17 protein-coding genes are annotated in these 18985 nt (G+C 68.7%); 16 read left to right on the top strand and 1 reads right to left on the bottom strand.

The genetic code is table 11. The features are described 5' to 3' along the window. Positions 1-86: 86 nt before the first annotated feature. From ACQPYM_RS36210 to ACQPYM_RS36175, 8 genes are all read left to right on the top strand, one after another. A complete protein-coding gene (locus ACQPYM_RS36210) occupies positions 87-1889 on the top strand; it encodes a glycoside hydrolase family 3 protein (protein ID WP_433009950.1) in 1803 nt (600 codons plus the stop codon). Further along, positions 1886-3679 carry a glycoside hydrolase family 3 protein gene (locus ACQPYM_RS36205; protein ID WP_433009947.1) on the top strand — a complete coding sequence of 598 codons (1794 nt, stop codon included), beginning with the start codon at positions 1886-1888 and terminating at the stop codon, positions 3677-3679. The genes ACQPYM_RS36210 and ACQPYM_RS36205 overlap by 4 nt, the downstream gene beginning before the upstream one ends. After that, on the top strand, positions 3673-4554 hold the full coding sequence (locus ACQPYM_RS36200; protein WP_433009944.1) for an endonuclease/exonuclease/phosphatase family protein: 882 nt from the start codon (positions 3673-3675) through the stop codon (positions 4552-4554). Before ACQPYM_RS36205 ends, ACQPYM_RS36200 begins: the two co-directional genes overlap by 7 nt. Next, positions 4551-5855: an exo-beta-N-acetylmuramidase NamZ family protein gene (locus ACQPYM_RS36195; protein WP_433009942.1), complete on the top strand. Its 1305-nt coding sequence runs from the start codon at positions 4551-4553 to the stop codon at positions 5853-5855. Before ACQPYM_RS36200 ends, ACQPYM_RS36195 begins: the two co-directional genes overlap by 4 nt. 35 nt (positions 5856-5890) lie before the next feature. Continuing rightward, positions 5891-7582, top strand: coding sequence for a serine hydrolase (locus ACQPYM_RS36190; protein ID WP_433009939.1), 1692 nt, complete (start codon positions 5891-5893; stop codon positions 7580-7582). 35 nt (positions 7583-7617) lie between these two features. Further along, entirely contained in the window at positions 7618-8520 is a 903-nt protein-coding gene (locus ACQPYM_RS36185) for a MurR/RpiR family transcriptional regulator (RefSeq protein WP_026163658.1), read from the top strand. 32 nt (positions 8521-8552) lie between these two features. After that, positions 8553-9446: an N-acetylmuramic acid 6-phosphate etherase gene (gene murQ / locus ACQPYM_RS36180; protein ID WP_433009937.1), complete on the top strand. Its 894-nt coding sequence runs from the start codon at positions 8553-8555 to the stop codon at positions 9444-9446. Between the two features lie 530 nt (positions 9447-9976). Next, the gene (locus tag ACQPYM_RS36175; protein ID WP_433009934.1) at positions 9977-11377 is read left to right on the top strand and encodes a class I adenylate-forming enzyme family protein; all 1401 of its coding nucleotides are present in this window, start codon (positions 9977-9979) and stop codon (positions 11375-11377) included. On the opposite strand, the gene ACQPYM_RS36170 is transcribed toward ACQPYM_RS36175, so the two are convergent. Beyond that, entirely contained in the window at positions 11308-11937 is a 630-nt protein-coding gene (locus ACQPYM_RS36170; protein ID WP_433009932.1) for a 4'-phosphopantetheinyl transferase family protein, read from the bottom strand. The genes ACQPYM_RS36175 and ACQPYM_RS36170 overlap by 70 nt on opposite strands. A gap of 17 nt (positions 11938-11954) precedes the next feature. Between ACQPYM_RS36170 and ACQPYM_RS36165 the strand changes: the two genes are divergently transcribed. The 8 genes from ACQPYM_RS36165 to ACQPYM_RS36130 are packed head-to-tail and all read left to right on the top strand — an operon-like array spanning position 11955 to position 18984. Further along, the gene (locus tag ACQPYM_RS36165) at positions 11955-12209 is read left to right on the top strand and encodes an acyl carrier protein (RefSeq protein WP_433009929.1); all 255 of its coding nucleotides are present in this window, start codon (positions 11955-11957) and stop codon (positions 12207-12209) included. Next, positions 12209-12442, top strand: coding sequence for an acyl carrier protein (locus ACQPYM_RS36160; protein ID WP_433009926.1), 234 nt, complete (start codon positions 12209-12211; stop codon positions 12440-12442). The genes ACQPYM_RS36165 and ACQPYM_RS36160 overlap by 1 nt, the downstream gene beginning before the upstream one ends. Beyond that, on the top strand, positions 12435-13469 hold the full coding sequence (locus tag ACQPYM_RS36155) for a beta-ketoacyl-[acyl-carrier-protein] synthase family protein (protein ID WP_433009923.1): 1035 nt from the start codon (positions 12435-12437) through the stop codon (positions 13467-13469). Before ACQPYM_RS36160 ends, ACQPYM_RS36155 begins: the two co-directional genes overlap by 8 nt. Then, positions 13466-14002 carry a beta-ketoacyl synthase chain length factor gene (locus tag ACQPYM_RS36150; RefSeq protein ID WP_433009920.1) on the top strand — a complete coding sequence of 179 codons (537 nt, stop codon included), beginning with the start codon at positions 13466-13468 and terminating at the stop codon, positions 14000-14002. Before ACQPYM_RS36155 ends, ACQPYM_RS36150 begins: the two co-directional genes overlap by 4 nt. Beyond that, positions 13999-15753 (top strand): class I adenylate-forming enzyme family protein, encoded by a 1755-nt coding sequence (locus tag ACQPYM_RS36145; protein WP_433009917.1) that lies wholly within the window; start codon positions 13999-14001, stop codon positions 15751-15753. Before ACQPYM_RS36150 ends, ACQPYM_RS36145 begins: the two co-directional genes overlap by 4 nt. Further along, complete coding sequence (locus tag ACQPYM_RS36140; RefSeq protein ID WP_433009914.1) at positions 15750-17009, top strand: beta-ketoacyl-[acyl-carrier-protein] synthase family protein; 1260 nt, start codon at positions 15750-15752, stop codon at positions 17007-17009. The genes ACQPYM_RS36145 and ACQPYM_RS36140 overlap by 4 nt, the downstream gene beginning before the upstream one ends. Then, positions 17009-18082, top strand: coding sequence for a 4-hydroxyphenylpyruvate dioxygenase (gene hppD / locus ACQPYM_RS36135; protein ID WP_433009911.1), 1074 nt, complete (start codon positions 17009-17011; stop codon positions 18080-18082). Before ACQPYM_RS36140 ends, hppD begins: the two co-directional genes overlap by 1 nt. After that, positions 18082-18984: a phytanoyl-CoA dioxygenase family protein gene (locus tag ACQPYM_RS36130; RefSeq protein WP_433009908.1), complete on the top strand. Its 903-nt coding sequence runs from the start codon at positions 18082-18084 to the stop codon at positions 18982-18984. The genes hppD and ACQPYM_RS36130 overlap by 1 nt, the downstream gene beginning before the upstream one ends. Position 18985: the final 1 nt, after the last annotated feature.

Below are 18985 nucleotides of genomic sequence, written 5' to 3'. Positions count from 1 at the left end.
GGGTTTGCCCTTGACCCGGACTCGGTCCGTGGGTAACTTTCGGCTGCGGGGGCACGGTTGTAATTCAATTACCTGAGGGGTCGGTCATGTCCGCCTTGCGCCGTTTTGCCGTTGCCAGCCTCGGTCTCGCGACCATCGCCTCGCTGGCGCCGGCTGCTGCTGTCAGTGCTCCACCGCCCGAGACTCCGCCCGCGTTCGCCTCCGAGAAGCAGGCCGCGATGGCGCTGCACCGGATGACGCTGGAAGAGAAGATCGGGCAGATGTTCGTGCTGTTCGGGTACGGGCCGGACGCGCACAAGCCGGACGCCCGCAACACCACCCTGTACGGCGTCGCGACGCCCGCCGAGGTGATCGCGAAGTACAAGCCCGGTGGCTGGATCTACTTCAATGCGCGCGGCAACGTGGAGAACCCGACCCAGCTCGCGACGTACTCCAACCAGCTCCAGCAGGCCGCCCTGAGCACCGGCCGGCGGATCCCGCTGACGATCGCCACCGACCAGGAGCAGGGTGTGGTGGTCCGGATCGGCCCGCCCGCCACCCAGTTCGGCGGCAACATGGCCCACGGCGCCGCCCGCGACACTGCGGACGCCCGGACCGCGGCCGGTATCACCGGGCGTGAGCTGAAGGCGATGGGCATCCGCCAGGACTACGCCCCGGTCGCCGACGTGAACGTCAACGCGCTCAACCCGGTGATCGGCGTCCGTTCGTTCTCCAGCGACCCGCAGCTGGTCGCGGACCTGACGGTCGCGCAGGTCAAGGGGTACCAGCGCGACGCCGGCATCATGGCGACCGCGAAGCACTTCCCGGGCCACGGTGACACCCGCGACGACAGCCACACCTCGCTGCCGACGATCAACCACACCCTGGAAGAGTGGAACACGATCGACGCGCCGCCGTTCAAGGCCGCGATCAAGGCCGGGATCGACTCGATCATGACCGCGCACATCGTGGTCCCGTCGCTCGACCCGTCCGGTGACCCGGCCACGCTGAGCAAGCCGATCCTGACCGGCGTCCTGCGCAACCAGCTCGGCTTCAAGGGCCTGATCATCACCGACGCGCTCGAGATGGCCGCGGTCCGCACCAAGTACGGCGACGCCGAGGTGGCGGTCCGTGCGATCGAGGCCGGCGCCGACCAACTGCTGCTGCCGCCCGCCCCGGACGTCCAGTTCAAGGCGGTCCTCGACGCGGTGAAGTCGGGCCGGATCAGTGAGCGCCAGGTCAACGAGAGCGTGATGCGCATCCTGCTGCTGAAGCTCAAGAACGGCGTCCTCTTCCACCCGTACGTCGACCCCGCCAAGGTCGCCACCACGGTCGGTACGCCGGCCCACCTGGCCACCGCGCAGACGATCGTCGACAAGTCGATCACCCTGGTCAAGAACGACAACCAGACCCTTCCGCTCGCCGCCACGCCGCGGAAGGTGCTCGTCACCGGCTGGGGCGTCAACACGACCGCCTCGCTGGGCGCCAGTCTCAGCAAGCGCGGCGCCACCACGACGGTCGCGCAGACCGGTGCGGCGCCGACGGACGCGGCGATCGCCGACGCCGTCGCCAAGGCACAGCTCAACGACGTCACGGTGGTGCTGACCCAGAAGGCCTGGGACACCAAGGTCACCGACAAGCTGGCCAAGCAGCAGAAGCTCGTCAAGGACCTGCTCGCCACCGGCAAGACCGTGATCGTGGTCGCCGTCCGCGACCCGTACGACATCGCGTACTTCGACCAGGCGCCGACGTATCTGGCCACCTACGGCTACCAGGGCGTCTCGATGGAGTCGCTGGCCAAGGTCCTGTACGGCGAGATCGCGCCGGCCGGCAAGCTCCCGGTCGACATCCCGGTCGCCGGTGATCCCGCCACTCCGCTCTACAAGTTCGGCCACGGGCTCTCCTGGTGAGCCGGCCAACTCGTCGTACCGTCCTGGGTCTCGCCGCAGCGGCTGTTGCCGGTGCGGCGGGGCTCCGGCCGGAGCTCGCGGCGGCCTCGAACCCGGGCCGCGCGCACGGGTGGGCCACCGCGACGATGGCGCGGATGACGCTGGAGGAGAAGGTCGGCCAGCTGTTCGTCACCTACGCGTACGGCGCCACGGCGACCACCGCGGACCCGCGCAACGTCACCGCGTACGGCGTGGCGACGCCGGCCGAGGTGGTCGCGAAGTACAAGCTCGGTGGGGTCATCTACTTCGCCTGGACCGGCTCGGTGGCCAACCCGCCGCAGATCGCGGCGTTGTCCAACGGGCTGCAGCAGACCTCGCTCGGCGTTGGCCAGAAGGTCTCGGTGCCGCTCCTGATCAGCACCGACCAGGAGCACGGCGTCGTCTTCCGGGTCGGTCCGCCGGCCACCCAGTTCGCCGGTGCGATGGCGCTCGGCGCCGGTCGTAGTACGGCCGACGCCCGGGAAGCCGCCGCGATCGCGGGCGCGGAGCTGCGCGCTGTCGGGGTGAACCAGGACTACGCGCCGGTTGCCGACGTGAACGTCAACGCGCTCAACCCGGTGATCGGGGTGCGGTCGTTCTCGTCCGATCCGGAGCTCGTCGCCCGCCTGACGGCCGCCCAGGTCGACGGGTACCAGCGGGACGGCGGCATCGCGGCGACCGCGAAGCACTTCCCGGGGCACGGCGACACCGCGACCGACAGCCACACCGGCCTGCCGACCATCGACCACACCCGCGAGGAGTGGGAGCGGATCGACGCTCCGCCGTTCCGGGCCGCGATCGCCGCCGGGATCGACTCGATCATGACCGCGCACATCGTGGTCCCGTCGCTGGACCCGTCCGGTGACCCGGCGACGCTGAGCAAACCGATCATGACCGGCATCCTCCGCGAGGAACTCGGGTACGACGGTGTTGTGGTGACGGACTCGCTCGGGATGGCCGGCGTCCGGCAGAAGTACGGCGACGCCGAAGTACCCGTGCTCGCGCTCGAGGCGGGCGTCGACCAGCTGCTCATGCCGCCTCGGATGGACATCGCTTACAACGCTGTACTGGACGCCGTCCGGTCCGGCCGGATCAGCGAGAAGCGGCTCGACCAGAGCGTCTATCGGGTACTACGCCGCAAGCACCTCAACGGCCTGGTGGACCAGCCGATGGTCGACGTCGCGGCTGTGCCGTCAGTAGTCGGTACACCGAAGCACTATGCCGCGGCGCAACGCATCTCGGACCGCTCGACCACGGTAGTGAAGAACGCTCTGCTCCCGTTGAGCAATGCGGCTCGCACGATCCTGGTCACGGGGTACGGCGTTGCCACCACCCAGACGCTGGCGAACCGGCTGGCCGCGCGGGGCGCGACGACGACGGTCCGGCAGACCGGAGCAACCCCGACCGATGCCGCCATCACCGGCGCAGTAGCGGCAGCCCAGACGCACGACCTCACCATCGTCTTGACCATGAAGGCCTGGGACACCCTCGTCACCGACAAGCAGGCCAAGCAGCAGAAGCTGGTGAAGCAACTGCTCGCGACCGGCAAGCCGGTGATCGTGGTCGCCGTCCGCGACCCGTACGACATCGCGTACTTCCCAGCGGCGCCGACGTACCTGGCGACGTATTCGTACGCCGACGTCTCGATGGAGTCGCTCGCCAAGGTCCTGTACGGCGAAATCGCACCGGCCGGCAAGTTGCCGGTCGACATCCCGGTCGCGGGTGACCCGTCGGTCACCCTCTATCCGTTCGGGCACGGTCTGACATGGTGAAACGACTTGCACTCCTGATCGCCGCGCTGACCGTGTTCGCCGGCGTCACCCCGGCAATTGCCGATGGCAACAGTCCGCCGGTGCCGCTGCGAGTGGCGACGTACAACATCCATGCCGGCGCCGGGCACGACAACGTGTTCAACCTGGAGCGGACGGTCGCCACGCTGCGGGCCTTGGACGCCGACGTGATCGGCCTGCAAGAGGTCGACGTGCACTGGAGCGCGCGTTCGCAGTGGCGCGACCTCGTGACGGAGCTGGCCGCCCGACTGGGAATGCGGGCCGGTTTCGCTCCGATCTACGACTTCGACCCACTCCAGCCGGGGCAGCCACGTCGGCAGTACGGGCTGGCGGTGTTGTCGAAGGCCCCGATCCTGAGTGTCGAGAACCACGACCTGACCCGCTTGTCGACGCAGGATCCCGGGGCCGGCCCGACGCCGATGCCGGGATTCCTGGAGGCGGTCATCCAGGCTCGCGGCGCCCGGCTGCACTTCTACGTCACGCATCTCGACTATCGCGCCGACCCGTCGCTGCGCCGGATCGAGGTCGACGAGACTCTCGACCTGCTGGCCCAGGATCCGGCCGGAGCCAACCAGGTGCTGGCCGGCGACCTGAACGCCGAACCGCAGTCCCCCGAACTGTCCCGGCTCTGGACGGCGGTGACGGATGCCTGGACCGCCGCGCCCGTCACCATCGGGCAACCGCTGACCTATCCGGCGGCGACGCCGGTCAAGCGCATCGACTACATCACCGTCTCGGACGGCATCGGCGTACTGCGCGCCGAGGTGCCGGCCGACCCTGCCCTCGTTGCGGCGAGCGACCACCGGCCTGTTGTGGCCGACCTGGCGCTCACCCGCGGATCGGAGATCCACTCATGACCGTTGGACGTCGTATTTTCCTGGCCGGCGCGGGTGCCGTCGGTGCCGCCCCACTGATCGGTGGGACCGCCGCCCACGCCGTGGACGACCCGGCGAAGAAGAAGCGGAAGGTGAAGACCGGCGCCCAGGTGCTGGCCGACTCCGGCTGGGCCGCGCTGGCCGGCCAGAAGGTCGGCGTGTTCAGCAACCCGACCGGCGTCCTGGCCGACGGGAGCCACATCGTCGATGCCATGCACGCCGCCGGCAAAAGCAAGGTGGAGCTGGTGGCCGCCTTCGGACCGGAGCACGGCTTCCGTGGCGCCGCGCAGGCCGGCGGTTCGCAGGGCGACCACCGCGACCCACGGACCGACATCATGGTCTACGACGCCTACGGCGCGAACGCCGCCAAGCTGCAGAGCATCTACACCAAGGCCGGCGTGGAGACGGTGGTCTTCGACATCCAGGACGTCGGCGTCCGGTTCTACACCTACATCTGGTCGATGTACGAGGCGATGGTGGCGGCCGCGAAGATGGGCCTCCGGTTCGTGGTGCTGGACCGGCCGAACCCGATCGGTGGGGCCGTCCGGGGCCCGTTGCTCAAACCTGGCTACACCTCGGGCGTGGGCAAGGAAGAAATCATCCTGCAGCACGGTATGACGGTCGGCGAGCTGGCCCGGCTGTTCAACGCCGAGTACCTGGCGCTCGACACCGGTGGTCCGGTGGTGCGGGATCTCGAGGTGATCGAGCTCGAGGGCTGGCGGCGGGACCAGCTCTACACCGACACCGGCCTGACCTGGGTGATGCCGAGTCCGAACATGCCGACACCGGACACCGCCCTGCTCTACCCGGGCACCTGTCTGTTCGAGGCCACCAACATGTCCGAGGGCCGTGGCACCACCCGGCCGTTCGAGCTGATCGGCGCGCCGTACGTCGACTACCAGTGGGCCGACGCGCTGCGAACCAAGGACATCCCGGGGATCGAGTTCCGGGAGGCGTACTTCACGCCTTTCATCAGCAAGAACGCGAACACGCCGTGCGGCGGTGTCCAGGTGCACATCAGTGATCCGGACCGGGTCGACCCGATCCTCGCCGCCACCCACATGATGGTGGAGGCCAAGCGGCTGTATCCGACGAAGTTCTCCTGGCGGACCGAGAACCCGCCCGGCCGGTGGATCGACCTGCTGACCGGCTCGGACCGCTTCCGGACCATGTTCACCGCGGGCGCGACCGCCGAGGAGATCGTCGCGGCCTGGCGGCCGGAGACCCGGGCCTGGACCGCGCGCCGCGCGAAGTACCTGCTGTACAAGGGAGATCACCGGTGAGAAGACTGCTCGTTTTCACGGTAGCCTCTACCCTCGTGCTCACTCTGGCCACCCCTGCGGTTGCTTCCAGCAACAAATCCGGACGGTTCGACCGCCCGTACGACGGCTACGCGCCGAAGTCGACGTTGCTGCGCGACTCGAGCCCGGTGAAGGCCGGTCTCGATCCCGCGCCGATCGAGACCGCGCTGACCCAGGTCGACGGCTGGACCCGGCCGAACGGCACCGTGAAACCCCTGTACGCCGGTGCCGTCACGCTGCTTGGCCACAACGGCAAGGTGCTCACCCGCGAGGCGACCGGCATGGCGGTCAAGTACGCCGACGGCGCCGGCACCGAGTTGCCGGCCGACCAGCAGATCCCGATGCGGACCGACACCATCTTCGACATGGCCTCGGTCTCGAAGCTGTTCACCTCGGTCGTGGTGATGCAGCAGGTCGAGAAGGGCAAGGTCGACCTGGACGCGCCGATCGCGACGTACGTGCCGGAGTTCGCTGCCAACGGCAAGGAGGCCGTCACCGTCCGGCAGGCGCTCACGCACACCACCGGGCTGCCGTCCTGGCTGCCGCTGTGGAGCGCTCAGCCTGACCCGGCCTCCCGGATGCAGATGGCGCTGACGGCCAAGCTGCGTCCCAACACCCTGCCGGGCGCCACCTACCTCTACAGCGACCTGAACCTGATCGCGCTCGGCGAGGTCGCCGCGCGCGTCTCGGGCAAGTCGCTGGACAAGCTGGTCGCCGACGGGATCACCAAACCGCTGCAGATGCGCGACACCGGCTACAACCCGGACGAGAAGAAGAAGCCGCGGATCGCCGCCACGGAGTACCAGGCGTCCCCGCCGCGCGGGATGGTCTGGGGCTCGGTGCACGACGAGAACGCCTGGTCCCTCGGCGGCGTCGCCGGGCACGCCGGGATCTTCTCCACGGCCGACGACATGGCCGTGCTGGCACAGGCGTTCCTCAACGGCGGCAGCTACCGCGGCGCGCGGATCCTGAAGACGGACTCCGTCACCGCGATGATCACCAACTTCAACCAGGCGTTCCCGGGCAACGACCACGGGCTCGGGTTCGAGCTGAACCAGCGCTGGTACATGGGTGGTCTGTCCGGTCCCCGCACCGCCGGCCACACCGGCTACACGGGCACCTCGCTGGTGATCGACTTCGACTCGCGCTCGTTCGCGATCCTGCTGACCAACCGGGTCCACCCGAGTCGCAGCTGGGGCAGCAACAACCCCGCCCGCAGGGCCGTAGTACAGGGTCTGGCGTTGTCCCTGGGGGTTGGGCCGCGGCATGGCAAGGATGCCTGGTTCTCCGGCACCACGGACGCCAGTACGACGACGCTCGCGGTGAAGGTCGCCGTACCGGCCAGTGGGGCGAAGATGTCGTTCGACCTGTTCGTGGACACCGAGGACTCCGACCTGCTGTACCTGGAGACGTCGGCGGACGGGACCACCTGGACCAAGGTGCCGTTCACCGTGCGGGACCGCGGGACCGTGATCGATGCCGATGGCACCATCAGCGGCTCCGGCGACCGGCACTGGCACCAGGTGACCGCAGACCTGGCTCCGGGTGACCAGACGGTGCGCTGGCGTTACACCTCCGACGCGCTGTACCAGGGCCGTGGTGTCTACGTGGATGGTGTGAAGATCTCATCTCCGGACGGGATGCTGTTCGACGGAGAGCGAATGCCCGAGTCATTTACGGCATCTGGTTGGAGACTTTCGCGTCGGTGACCCCGCTCGGTGCTTGATCGCCGTACGGTGGCGTCATGACTTCAGTTACCTCTCCAGAACCCACGGGGCCGCTGCTGGTCCGGGTCCGCGCGGTGATGCCCGCGCTGGCCCCGGCCGAGCAGCGGGTGGCGAACGCGGTCCTCGCGGATCCGGGCGGAGTGGCGGCGATGACGATCTCCGAACTGGCCGAGGTGGCATCCACCTCGGAGACCACGGTCATCCGGTTCTGCAAGCAGATCGGCGTCCCCGGCTATCCGCAGCTCCGCCTGCAACTGGCGGCCCAGTCGGCCACGGAGAACATCCGGCCGGAGGTCGGCGGTGACATCGAGCCGGGGGACTCCCTGGCCGATGTCGTCGGCAAGGTCGCCTTCGCCGACGAGCGGGCGGTCCGCGAGACCGCTCAGCAGCTCGATGTCGAGGCGCTGAGCAAGGTCGTCGCCGCGGTCGCCAAGGCGCCGCGGGTCGACCTCTACGGCACCGCCGCGAGCTCCTTCGTGGCGCTCGACCTGCAGCAGAAGCTGCACCGGATCCGCCGGGTCGCGTTCGCCTGGTCGGACGTGCACGTCGCGCTGACCAGCGCCGCGCTGCTGGGTGAGGGCGATGTCGCGATCGGCATCTCCCACACCGGCACGACGGTGGAGGTCGTCGAGGCGCTCGAGGAGGCCGCCAAGCACGGCGCCACCACGGTCGCCATCACGAACTTTCCCCGGTCGCCGCTGGCCCGGACCGCAGATCTTGTGCTGACCACGGCCGCTCGCGAGACGACCTATCGCTCCGGTGCGATGTCGAGCCGGATCGCCCAGCTGATGGTGATCGACTGCCTGTTCATCGGTGTCGCGCAGTCGGTGATGCCGGACGCCCGGAAGGCGCTGGAGGAGACCGCGATCGCGGTCCGTGGGCACCGTCTGAAGAGTTCTGTCAATGATCAACAGAATTGAAAATTCTTCAGTAGGAAACTAACATCGTCACTGTGATCACACCCACGGAGCAGCGCAACCCCAGGACGCTCGCGATCGATGCCGTGGGCACCACCGAGATACTCCGGATGGTCAATGCGGAAGACGCGCGGGTCGCCGGGGCGGTGAGTGCGGTGATCCCTGAGTTGGCACGCGCGGTCGACGCCGCCGTCGAGGCCGTCCGCAACGGCGGGCGGGTGCACTACTTCGGCGCCGGCACCTCCGGGCGCCTGGCGGTGCTCGACGCCGCCGAACTGCTGCCGACCTTCCATGCCCCCGACGACCTGGTCGTCGCACACCACGCGGGCGGCATGGAAGCGCTGCTGCGCGCGGTCGAGAACGTGGAGGACTCCGAGGAGGGCGGCGCCGCCGACGCGGCCTCTGTAACCGCCCGGGACATCGTGATCGGCCTCGCGGCCTCGGGCAGTACGCCGTACGTCGCGGGCGCTCTGCGGGCCGCTCGCGCGGTCGGGGCGACCACTGCGCTGGTCACCTCCAACCCGTCGGCCCCGCTGGCCCCGCTGGCCGACATCGTGATCGCCGCGGACACCGGGCCGGAGGTCATCGCCGGCTCCACCCGGCTGAAGGCCGGCACCGCCCAGAAGATGATCCTGAACAGCTTCTCGACCACCCTGATGATCAAGCTCGGCCGGACCTGGTCGAACCTGATGGTCGACATGGTCGCGACGAACCAGAAACTCCGCGGCCGGATGCTCCGCATCCTCGGCGAGGCCACCGGCGCCGACGCCGACGCCTGCGCGACAGCACTCGCCGACGCCGACGGCGAACTCAAGCCGGCCCTCGTCCATCTCCTGACCGGCTCCCCGATCCCCGAGGCCCGCCGCGCCCTCTCCCAGGCAGGCGGCCGCGTAGCCGTAGCCCTAGGCCTCCTCAGCGCCACTGCCTGACCCTGCCTGAGACTGCCTGCCACCGGCCGTCGGCCGGTCCGACGGGCTGCTGGGTGTTGCTCACGCTGGGCGACCGATTCGATGCGCTCGGCAACGAATTTGCAGGTTGTTGCAGTGCTGTGCGGTATCGGGTGGTGGCTGGGTCTGGGACGCTGGCGAACAGGGTGGGAATTCCGGAAAAAATTCTTCGGGGTGGTTCTGGGATGAACTACTAAACGCTGGATTGAAATTCGTGCGGGGAACCCTTCGCGGTTGTTCTTTTGAACGTGACAGCTAACCGGTTACGGTGTTCCGGCCGGTTTCGGAATGGGTTGGACGTTTGATTTCTGGGCGGCGCGAAACGGAGAAGCATCGCTGATCCGGCGGGGAAAGAAAAGCGATCCGGGACACGTCGCGAACGGTGATGGGGTCATCACTTTCGGTCCGTAGCGAGATTCTGTGATCGTGTCGTATCGTCACGTCATCGCCAGGCCTTGGTGGGGGACTGGTGCTCTGAATCCTTTGTGTTCAAGGCGAACTTCGGAGCTCGGATGACCATGGACGGTACTGTCGTGGTGCCCGGAACCACTATGGGTGCCCAATGGGTCGATGACGTGTTGCTGGCCGGCCCGGCCGGTGACGTCTGTTTCAGACTCCCTACTCCTATTGATCGCGGAATGCTGCGCCGGCTGGTCCGGGAACGGCAGTCCGAATTGGCCGGCTCGGGTTTGCGCCCGGGCGGTGCCGCCGCATTGCGATTGCCGCCGTCAATGGCGTTCGTGACGCATTTGCTGGCGGTCTGGCGGCTCGGTGGGCAGGCGATCCTGCTGGATCACCGGCTGACCGACTACGAGGTCCGCCGGGCGATCGAGCGGCTGGTCCCACAGGTCGTGGTGTCACCGGACGGACCCGTCGTCTCAGGGCTGCGCACGTTCGTCGAGGTCGACACCGACGTGGCCAGCTACTCGGGTCATCCCGCGAGTACGTCGCATGCCGTCGTCCAGCTCAGTTCGGGCTCGACCGGGCCGTCGAAGGTGATCGGCCGGACCGCGGAGGACCTGGTCGAGGAGGTCCTGCGGTACACCCAGATCGAGGGCGTGCCGGTGCGGGGCGAGCGAGTGATCCTGCTGCCGTCGATGGTGCACGTGCTCGGGCTGGTCGGCGGGCTGATGTACGGCCTGCACGCCGGTGTCGAGCTGGTCCCGCCCGCGCGGCTGACCGGTGACGCCATCGTCCAGGCGATCGCGAGCGGCAAGAGCCCGGCGACCGTGCTCGGCGTGCCGTTCCACATCGGCCTGCTCGCCTCGGTCCAGGACCCGCCGTCGCTGCCGCAGTTCAAGCGGATGACGACCGGTGGCGAACTGGTGCCGGCGGCGACCTCGTCCGCCTTCGAGGACAAGTACGGCGTACCGCTCGGCAACATGTACGGGATGACCGAGGTCGGGGTGATCGGGACCGACCTGTTCGGCGCGCATCGCCCGGCGATCCGCCCGGCACCGGGGATCGAGGTGAGAGCTGTCGATGGAGAGCTGCGGATCCGGCGGCCGGAGTCGCCGTACCTGGGGTTGTCGGACCCGAGTCGCTGGGCCGACGGCTGGTTGCGGACCAAGGACGCCGGCGTGGTCGATCCGGAGACCGGGCTGGTGTCGATCAAGGGCCGGCTGGACTCGCAGGTGTCGGTCGGTGGCCTGAAGGTCGACCTGACCGAGGTCGAGTACACGCTGACCACGTTGCGCGGTGTCGAGGCCGCGGTGGTGGTCCACGACGGCTCGATCACCGCCTACCTCCAGCTGAACGAGCGCCGCGACGTCGCCCGGATCGAGGCCGACCTGGCCCAGCTGCTCGCGTCGTACAAGCGGCCGCGCAGTGTGCGGGTGCTGGATCAGTTGCCCCGGACAACCACCGGGAAACTCGTCCGGGACACCGCGGTACTCCGCAAGGCCGCGCCGTGATGCTCACAGACCTCGACGGACCGGACGCCCGTCGGAACGACAACCGCCAGCACCGTGTCGGATCGCACCGGGAGATGGACCAGGGTGAGCTGCGGCTCGGCCGGGACGGGTCCGCCGGCGGGCAACGGCAGCTGCCGGCGCAGGCCCGCGTTGCGCAGGCCGGTACCGAGGGCCTTGCCCACCGCTTCCTTTCCAGTCCAGAGGTGCAGGAAAGCCTCGAGTTCTTCGGGCTGGTCTGCCATCCAGGCGAGCTCGGCGGGAGTGAACCAGCGGTGGGCCAGGCCGGTGATGTCGCGGGGGTAGCGGTCCTCGAGGTCTACGCCGACTGGGCCCGCCAGGCCGGCGACGACGGCGACGAACCGCCGGCTGTGACTGATGCTCACCCCGAGCGGGTCGACGTGCGGAGCGCCGGCGGCGTCGTGGCGCAGGACCGGGGGCCGGTCGAGCAGGGTGCCGGCCAGGTCGAGGAGCAGAGCGTGGGCGGCCGGCCGGTGGTCGCGTTCGACGGGTTTCAGCCAGACGTGCACGGGCTCCAGCTCGGGGTCCGGGCGTCGACTCACAGAAAGAAGGTAACCCGATGAGGGAAGAGGTTCGCGAGTTCGTCCTCGCGCAGCTGCAGGACATGAACTACGACGTCGAGGGCATCGACGACGACACCACGCTCGGCCCGGCCGGGGTCGACCTCGAGTCGCTCGCGCTCGCCGACCTGTCGGTCCGGGTCGAGGACAAGTTCGGCGTGCGGTTCTCCGACGACGAGTCCGAGGAGCTGGCCCTGATGACCGTCGGCGAGTTCACCACCGCGGTGGCCGGCCGGGTTGCGCAGCAGGTCTGATGAGCTCACTCCTTCCGCCCGGGAGAGCCGAGATCGTCGACTGGCTGGCCGCGCTGGGCGACCGCCGGCCCGGTGAGGTCCGGGAACGGATCGACTCGATGGAACTCGCCTGGCTGGTCCACCAGGTCGAGCAGCGCTACGGGCGCGAGCTCGACGACGACCAGCTGGACCGGATCAAGACCATCGACGACGCCGTCCTCGTCTTCGCGGAAGCGGTGCGGAGCCATGTCTGACCGACCGCGGGTCTCCATCACCGGACGGTCCGTCCTGAGCGCGCTCGGCCGTGGAGCCGAGGCGCAACTGGCGGCTGCCCTGCCCGGCGCGGCGGCCTTCACCGAGATCCAGCGGTTCGACACCAGCAACCGCCGGGTCAACCGGGCCGCGACGGCCACCGAGGTGCACTCGCTGGAAGAAGAGTTGCTCGATGCGGTGACGGAAGCCTGTGCCGAGGCCGGCCTGACGGCCGCTCAACGAGCCACAACCCCTTTGTTCCTTGCGGTTCACGGCCGCGCGGGCGTCCGCAGCCTCGCTTCCAGAGCCGCCCGCATCTACACCAGCGCCTGCGTCTCCGCCAGTACTGCGGTCGCTGACGCGGCCGCGCTGATCCGCCACGGGTACGCCGAGCGCATCGTCGTCGCGGCCGGCTATCTGGTCGAGGCGGACCAGTTCGCGTTGTTCGACGCAGGCCGTGCGTTGTCGCCGGACGGCGTGGTCAGGCCGTTCAGTCTTGACCGTAAAGGACTGCTGCTCGGCGATGGCGTGGCCGCCGTTGTGCTGCAGCGTGGTGAAGGCCTGGCCGAGATCGCCGGCTGGGGGAGGGCCGGAGACGGCTATCACCCGTGCCAGCCCGCTCCTGACGGACACGGCCTAGCCGCAGCCATCGAGGCCGCGTTGCGAAAGGCCGACCTTCCGCCGGAGGTCGTCGGCTACATCAACGCCAACGCGACCGGCACAGGTTTCAGCGACGCCTCCGAGGCGGCCGCGATCAGGACGGTGTTCCACAGCGAAGTACCGGTGAGCTCGACGAAGGCCGTTCATGGTCATGCGCTCGAGGCGTCCGGCCTGCTGGAGCTCATCGTGACCGTCCAGGCTTTGCGCGAGGGCAAGCTCCCGGTCAACGCGGGCTTCACGACGCGTGACCCCGGGTGCGACCTCGATCTGATTCTGCATGCGCCCCGCCCCGCGACAGCGCAGTACGGGTTGTCCTTGAATGCGGCCTTCGGTGGCGCGAACACGGCCTTGCTGGTGCGTGCTGGATGAACCGCCTGGCTGGAATTCCCGCACCCCGCACGATCGCTGTCGGTCACTGGCCGGAGCCGGGTGACGACGTGGCGGCAGGTCCGCCGTCACTCCCCGGTTTCGTGGCGTCATCGTTCAGCCCACTGGCCGCCGTCGCGGCCGATCGTTGCCTCAAGCCCCCGTACTCCGAAGGCGCTGTCTCCGAAGACGCTGTCGGCGAACGGACCGCGATCGTGCTGGTCACCGGCAGCGGAGACCGGGTCAGTGCCGATCACGTCCGGCTGGCGGTTGCCGATGGCAAGCGAGTCGGGCCGCTCTACTTCTTCCAGTCGGTGCCGAACAGTGTGGCCGGCTACATCGCGGCCCGGTGGGGTCTGCGCGGACCGGTGGTGTGCCTCAGCCCCACGACTGAGGCGCACGTCGCCGGACTCGACCAGGCGGCGCTGCTGATCGCGGACGGAGACGCGGACCAGGTCCTCGTCGTACTCGTGGAACAGGCGGCCGACGGCGACCTCGCCGAGGCCATGTTGGTGAGTGGGGGAGATCCGTTGTGAAGAGTCTGAGAGCGCGACTGGCCGCCGATCCGGCCATCGGGGCCGGCAACGTGCTGGCCACCGTGATCGCGCACGGTGCCGACCTGACCGGGCCGGGACTGACGTTCGACACGGCCGTCGACGAGTTCCCGGCCGAGCATCCGCTCACCCTCGGCGAACTCGACGAGCGGGTCCAGGCGCGGACCGCGTGGTTGCGCGATCGGGGGATCGGGCAGCGCGACGTGGTGGCGATCTGGGCGACCGAGGCCGCCGACATCGTGCTGAGCTTCCTGGCGCTGACCCGGGTCGGCGCGATTCCCGCGCTGCTGAACGGGAAGATGGCGCCGGCCATCGCGGAGGAGTACATCCGCCGGTTGCGGGTGACCGGCGTGCTGGTCGACGCCGCGCACCAGGACTTGTTGCGTGAGGCACCGATCCTGGGTGAGCCCAAGGAACTGGGCACGGGCGATCCGGCGAAGGCGCCGGCGCAGTACCGGCATCACCAGGACGACCCGGTCGTGATCACCCATACGTCCGGGACGACGGGGGTGCCGAAGGCGGTGCTGCACACGCATCGGACTCTGTACGCCGCGCTGAAGCATCTGCTCACGATGCCGCAGTCGCAGGGGACGGACAGGATCCTCAACGCGCTGCCGATCCCGCACACGGCGACGATCTTGATGGTCAACCAGGTGCTCGGCAACCGCGCGGAGATGCTGTTGCTGTCGAGCCAGGACGCGTCGACCGTGCTGCGTCACATCCAGAGCTGGAAGCCGCACGGAGTTTACGGGTTTGCCGTCACCTGGGCAGGGCTGGCGCGCGAGGATCTCAGCGCGCACGATCTCGACTCGGTCCGGATGTGGTTCAACACCGGCGACTGCGCGCACGAGCCGCACATCCGGAAGTTGGTTGCCGTGGGCACCCGCGAGACGGTCGGCCGGGAAGGTCGTACGACGGTCCGCGGCTCGCACTTCATCGACGGGCTCGGCTCGAGCGAGATGGGGCACAACGGCTTCCACATCACGCACACGATCGACAGCGACCAGTACGGTCGGTGCATCGGCAAGCCGTACCAGTTCGCGTCAGCCGCCGTACTCGACGCAGCCGGCGAGGAACTCCCGCCGGGCAAACCAGGCCTACTCGGCTTCCGCTCGCCCAGCGTCTCACCGGGCTACTGGAACGACTCGGTCAACACCTACAGGTTCCGCCTCAACGGCTGGTTCCTGACGGGCGACCTGGTCTACCGCGACGAGACCGGCCACTACTACCACCTCGACCGAGTCCCGGACGCAGTAGCCGGCTTCGAAGGCCCCCAGCTCTACACATCCCTCTCAGAGGAACGCATCCTCGCCGCCCTTCCCGAAGTACAGGACTGCACAGTCATCATCACCCAGGAAAACGGCCGCTTCGCCACCGACATCCTGCTCGAGCTACCCCCGGATGCCGCCCCGATCGAGAACCGCGATGAGCGGATCCTGCAAGCGGTAGGCGAGGAGGTCGCCACCACGCTGCGCCGGATCCGAGTCGTCGGCGAAGACGAGGTCCCAGTAACCGTAACCGGCAAGGTCCGCAAAGTAGCGCTGCGCGCAGAGCGCGAGTCCGGCGCAGAGCGCCCGGTCGGCACGCCGCCCAGCGCCGGGCAGGCCGGCGGCACGCCGGCTGCACCGGCAACACAGTCTGAGGTGCTGCGAGGTGCTTCGCCTTCAGCTGTTGAAGCCGGCGGCGCTGTACCGGCGGGGGCGGTTGCTAGTGAAGCCGGGGGTGGGCGATGACTGACGTGACCATCACCGGGATGGGGTTGATGACGCCTGTGGGGCGGGGTGTCGATCAGGTGTTTGACGCGTTGCTGAACGGGCGGTCGGGGATCAGGCGGCCGCGGGCGGATCATCCGGTGGTCGACTCGGTGGAGCTGGCGGGGTTTCTACCTGAGTTTGATGCCGGGAAGCTTGCAAGCGGGCCCGACGGCAAGGTGATGGATCGGACGGTGATTCTTGCTCAGCTGACCGCAGAGGAGGCGTTGGCCGACGCCGGGCTGGTGGTTGGGGAGAACGTCGAGCCCGAGCGGATCGGGGTGATCATCGGCGGGGTCGGCGGGATGGCCACGCTGGAGAAGCAGGTGCTGGCTCGGGCTGAGCGTGGGCGCGCGGCGGTCAGTCCGTATCTGCTGACCGGGATCCTGCCCAACATGCCGGCCGCCCGCGTCGCGATCCGGTTCGGCATCCGCGGCTACACCTCGTCAGTCGGTACTGCGTGCGCCTCCGGCGCGCAAGCGATCGCGGACGGCGTACGACTCATCCGCACCGGCGAACTCGATGTGGTGATCTGCGGCGCCAGCGAAGCACCACTCTTCCCGACCTTCGCGGAAACCTTCGCCAACGCCCGGGCGCTGGCCCGCGGCTGGGACGACCCGACCGAAGCGAGCCGCCCGTTCGACCTGCGCAGGAACGGTTTCGTCCTCTCCGAGGGCGCCGGGCTGCTCGTCCTGGAGAGCACCGAACACGCCGACCGGCGAGGCGCGAAGGGGTACGCCGACGTCGCGGGGTACGGCGTGAACTCGGACGCGCACCACCCGACCGCGCCGCGCCCGGACGGTACCGGTGCCGCCGCCTGCATGAGTCAGGCGTTTGCCAGCGGCAACGTTTCCCCCGACCGGGTCGGTTACGTCAACGCGCACGGCACGAGCACCAAGCTCGGCGACGTCGCGGAGTCTGTTGCGATCGCCCTTGTGTTCAAGGGATCCAGCCCAGCCGTGAGCTCCACCAAGGCGCTCACCGGACACATGCTCGGTACGTCGGGTGTGGTCGAGGCCGCCGCCACCGCGATGGCGCTCAACACCGGCCTGCTGCCACCGACGTACAACCTGGACGATCCCGACCCGGCCTGTCCGCTGGATCACGTCCGCAAGGAGCCGCGCGAGGCGCGCCCGGAGTACGCGCTGTCGAACTCGTTCGGGTTCGGCGGCCAGAACGTCAGCCTGCTGTTCGGTCCTCCGAGCACGCAGATCAAGAGTGAGGGGAAGGTCTGGTGATGGAGATCTACGGAATCGACCACGTCGAGATGTACGTGGGCGACGCCAAGCAGGCGGCGTTCTACCTGGCGCACGCCTTCGGCCTGCAGGTTCACGGCCAGGGGGGACCGGAAACCGGGCTGGCCGACCAGCGTTCGCTGCTGCTGCGGGAGAGCGCCGTACAGATCGTGCTGACCTCGGGACTGGCCGCCGACCATCCCGCTGCCGCGTACGTCCAGCGGCACGGTGACGGTGTCGCGGTGGTCGGTCTGGAGGTGGACAACGCCTCGGTGGCCTACACCGAGCTGCTCGCCCGGGGCGCCGAGTCGGTGACCGAGCCGGTGACTTACACCGACGAACTGGAGACCACCGTGGTGATCGCGGAGGTGGCCGGCTTCGGCGACGTGATCCACCGGCTGGTCGAGCGGCACGGCCCGCGGCGGGAGTTCCTGCCCGGTGCCATCCAGATCACCGAGCCGTCGAAGGGCCCGGACGAGAAGCTGTTCAGCGAGATCGATCACCTGGCGATCTGCGTGCCGTCGGGCCAGCTGAAGCCGACCGTCGAGTTCTACGAAAACGTGTTCGGCTTCCTGCCGATCTTCGACGAGTACATCGAGGTGGCCGGCCAGGGAATGGAGTCGACGGTCGTCCAGAGCCCGTCAAAGCATGTCACCTTCACCCTGATCGAGCCCGACCCGAACCGCAGGCCGGGCCAGATCAACGACTTCCTCACCTGGCACGCGGGCGCCGGAGTACAGCACATCGCCTTGCGGACCAGCGACATCGTCGAGGCGGTCAGCACGCTGCGCGACCGTGGGGTGAACTTCCTCGCGTCGCCGTCGGCGTACTACAAGGCGCTGCCGGACCGGGTCGGTGAGGTGGAGACGCCGATCGAGGCGCTGGAGGAGCTCGGCATCCTGGTCGACAAGGACCACTGGGGTCAGCTGCTGCAGATCTTCACCGAGTCGATGCACGTCCGCCGGACTCTCTTCCTGGAGATCATCGAGCGGCGCGGCGCGATGACGTTCGGCAGCGGCAACATCAAGGCCCTGTACGAGGCCAAGGAGCGCGAGCTCGCGGGGGTCGAGGCCTGATGCTGGAGTTCACGCTGTCCGAGGAAGAGATCGGCCTGCTCCCGTCGGACGAGGACGTCGCGTTCTACGCCGAGCACGGCTGGTACCTGTCCAAGAAGCTGCTCACCGACGACGAGACCGACGAGCTGGTCAACGCCAGTGAGCGGTACTACGCGGGCGAGCGCGACCGGACCCTGCCGGTCAGGCCGCCCAAGCTCGCCTACTGGGACCCGTCGAAGGGCGACGTCCAGCGGCACAACGACTACGTGCACTACGAGCACGACGGCCTGGCCAAGATCCTGCGCAAGCCTTTGATCGGCGCGGTCGCGGCGAGGCTGGCGCAGGTCGACGAGATCCGGATCTTCCAGTCCACCCTGATCTACAAGCCACCGATCGAGGGCGAGCCCTCGAACATCGTGCCCTGGCACTTCGACAAGCACTACTGGTCGTCCTCGTCGTCGGACCGGATGCTGACCGCGTTCATCCCGTTCCACGACTGCCCGCCCGAGATGGGCACGATCACGATGGTCGACGGCAGTCACCGCTGGAAGGAGATCGGCGCCGACGACACCGTGGTCCGGCACTTCGCCGACCGGGACCGGTCGCAGCTCGACCAGATGCTGGTCGACAACGCGCGGTTCAACGGGGCCGACGTGGTCCGGCTGCCGATCACGATCCCGCGCGGCCACATGAACTTCCACCACTGCCGGACCTACCACGGCAGCGGCGCCAACGTCAGCGACCGGCCCCGCCGGGCGATCTCGCTGCACCTGCAGGACGGCGGCAACTCCTACCGGGAGTTCCCGCTCTCCGACGGCACCCTCGCGGCGTACAACCACGACGCGGTGGTCCGCCGGACCCCGGACGGCAAGCCGGACTACGCCGATCCGGACTTCTGCCCCACCCTCTGGGCCGACCGCTAAA

It is taken from the genome of Kribbella sp. CA-294648 (genome assembly GCF_050943845.1).
In the GTDB taxonomy this organism is placed as follows: Bacteria; Actinomycetota; Actinomycetes; order Propionibacteriales; family Kribbellaceae; genus Kribbella.
Note: the sequence above shows the minus strand (reverse complement) of the source record. Positions and strands in the feature narration are given on the sequence as shown.

Coding starts and splice junctions, on each gene's coding strand:
- ACQPYM_RS36210 (WP_433009950.1), top strand. CDS start 87: ATGTCCGCCTTGCGCCGTTTTGCCGTTGCCAGCCTCGGTCTCGCGACC.
- ACQPYM_RS36200 (WP_433009944.1), top strand. CDS start 3,673: ATGGTGAAACGACTTGCACTCCTGATCGCCGCGCTGACCGTGTTCGCC.
- ACQPYM_RS36195 (WP_433009942.1), top strand. CDS start 4,551: ATGACCGTTGGACGTCGTATTTTCCTGGCCGGCGCGGGTGCCGTCGGT.
- ACQPYM_RS36185 (WP_026163658.1), top strand. CDS start 7,618: ATGACTTCAGTTACCTCTCCAGAACCCACGGGGCCGCTGCTGGTCCGG.
- ACQPYM_RS36175 (WP_433009934.1), top strand. CDS start 9,977: ATGACCATGGACGGTACTGTCGTGGTGCCCGGAACCACTATGGGTGCC.
- ACQPYM_RS36165 (WP_433009929.1), top strand. CDS start 11,955: ATGAGGGAAGAGGTTCGCGAGTTCGTCCTCGCGCAGCTGCAGGACATG.
- ACQPYM_RS36160 (WP_433009926.1), top strand. CDS start 12,209: ATGAGCTCACTCCTTCCGCCCGGGAGAGCCGAGATCGTCGACTGGCTG.
- ACQPYM_RS36155 (WP_433009923.1), top strand. CDS start 12,435: ATGTCTGACCGACCGCGGGTCTCCATCACCGGACGGTCCGTCCTGAGC.
- ACQPYM_RS36150 (WP_433009920.1), top strand. CDS start 13,466: ATGAACCGCCTGGCTGGAATTCCCGCACCCCGCACGATCGCTGTCGGT.
- ACQPYM_RS36140 (WP_433009914.1), top strand. CDS start 15,750: ATGACTGACGTGACCATCACCGGGATGGGGTTGATGACGCCTGTGGGG.
- hppD (WP_433009911.1), top strand. CDS start 17,009: ATGGAGATCTACGGAATCGACCACGTCGAGATGTACGTGGGCGACGCC.
- ACQPYM_RS36130 (WP_433009908.1), top strand. CDS start 18,082: ATGCTGGAGTTCACGCTGTCCGAGGAAGAGATCGGCCTGCTCCCGTCG.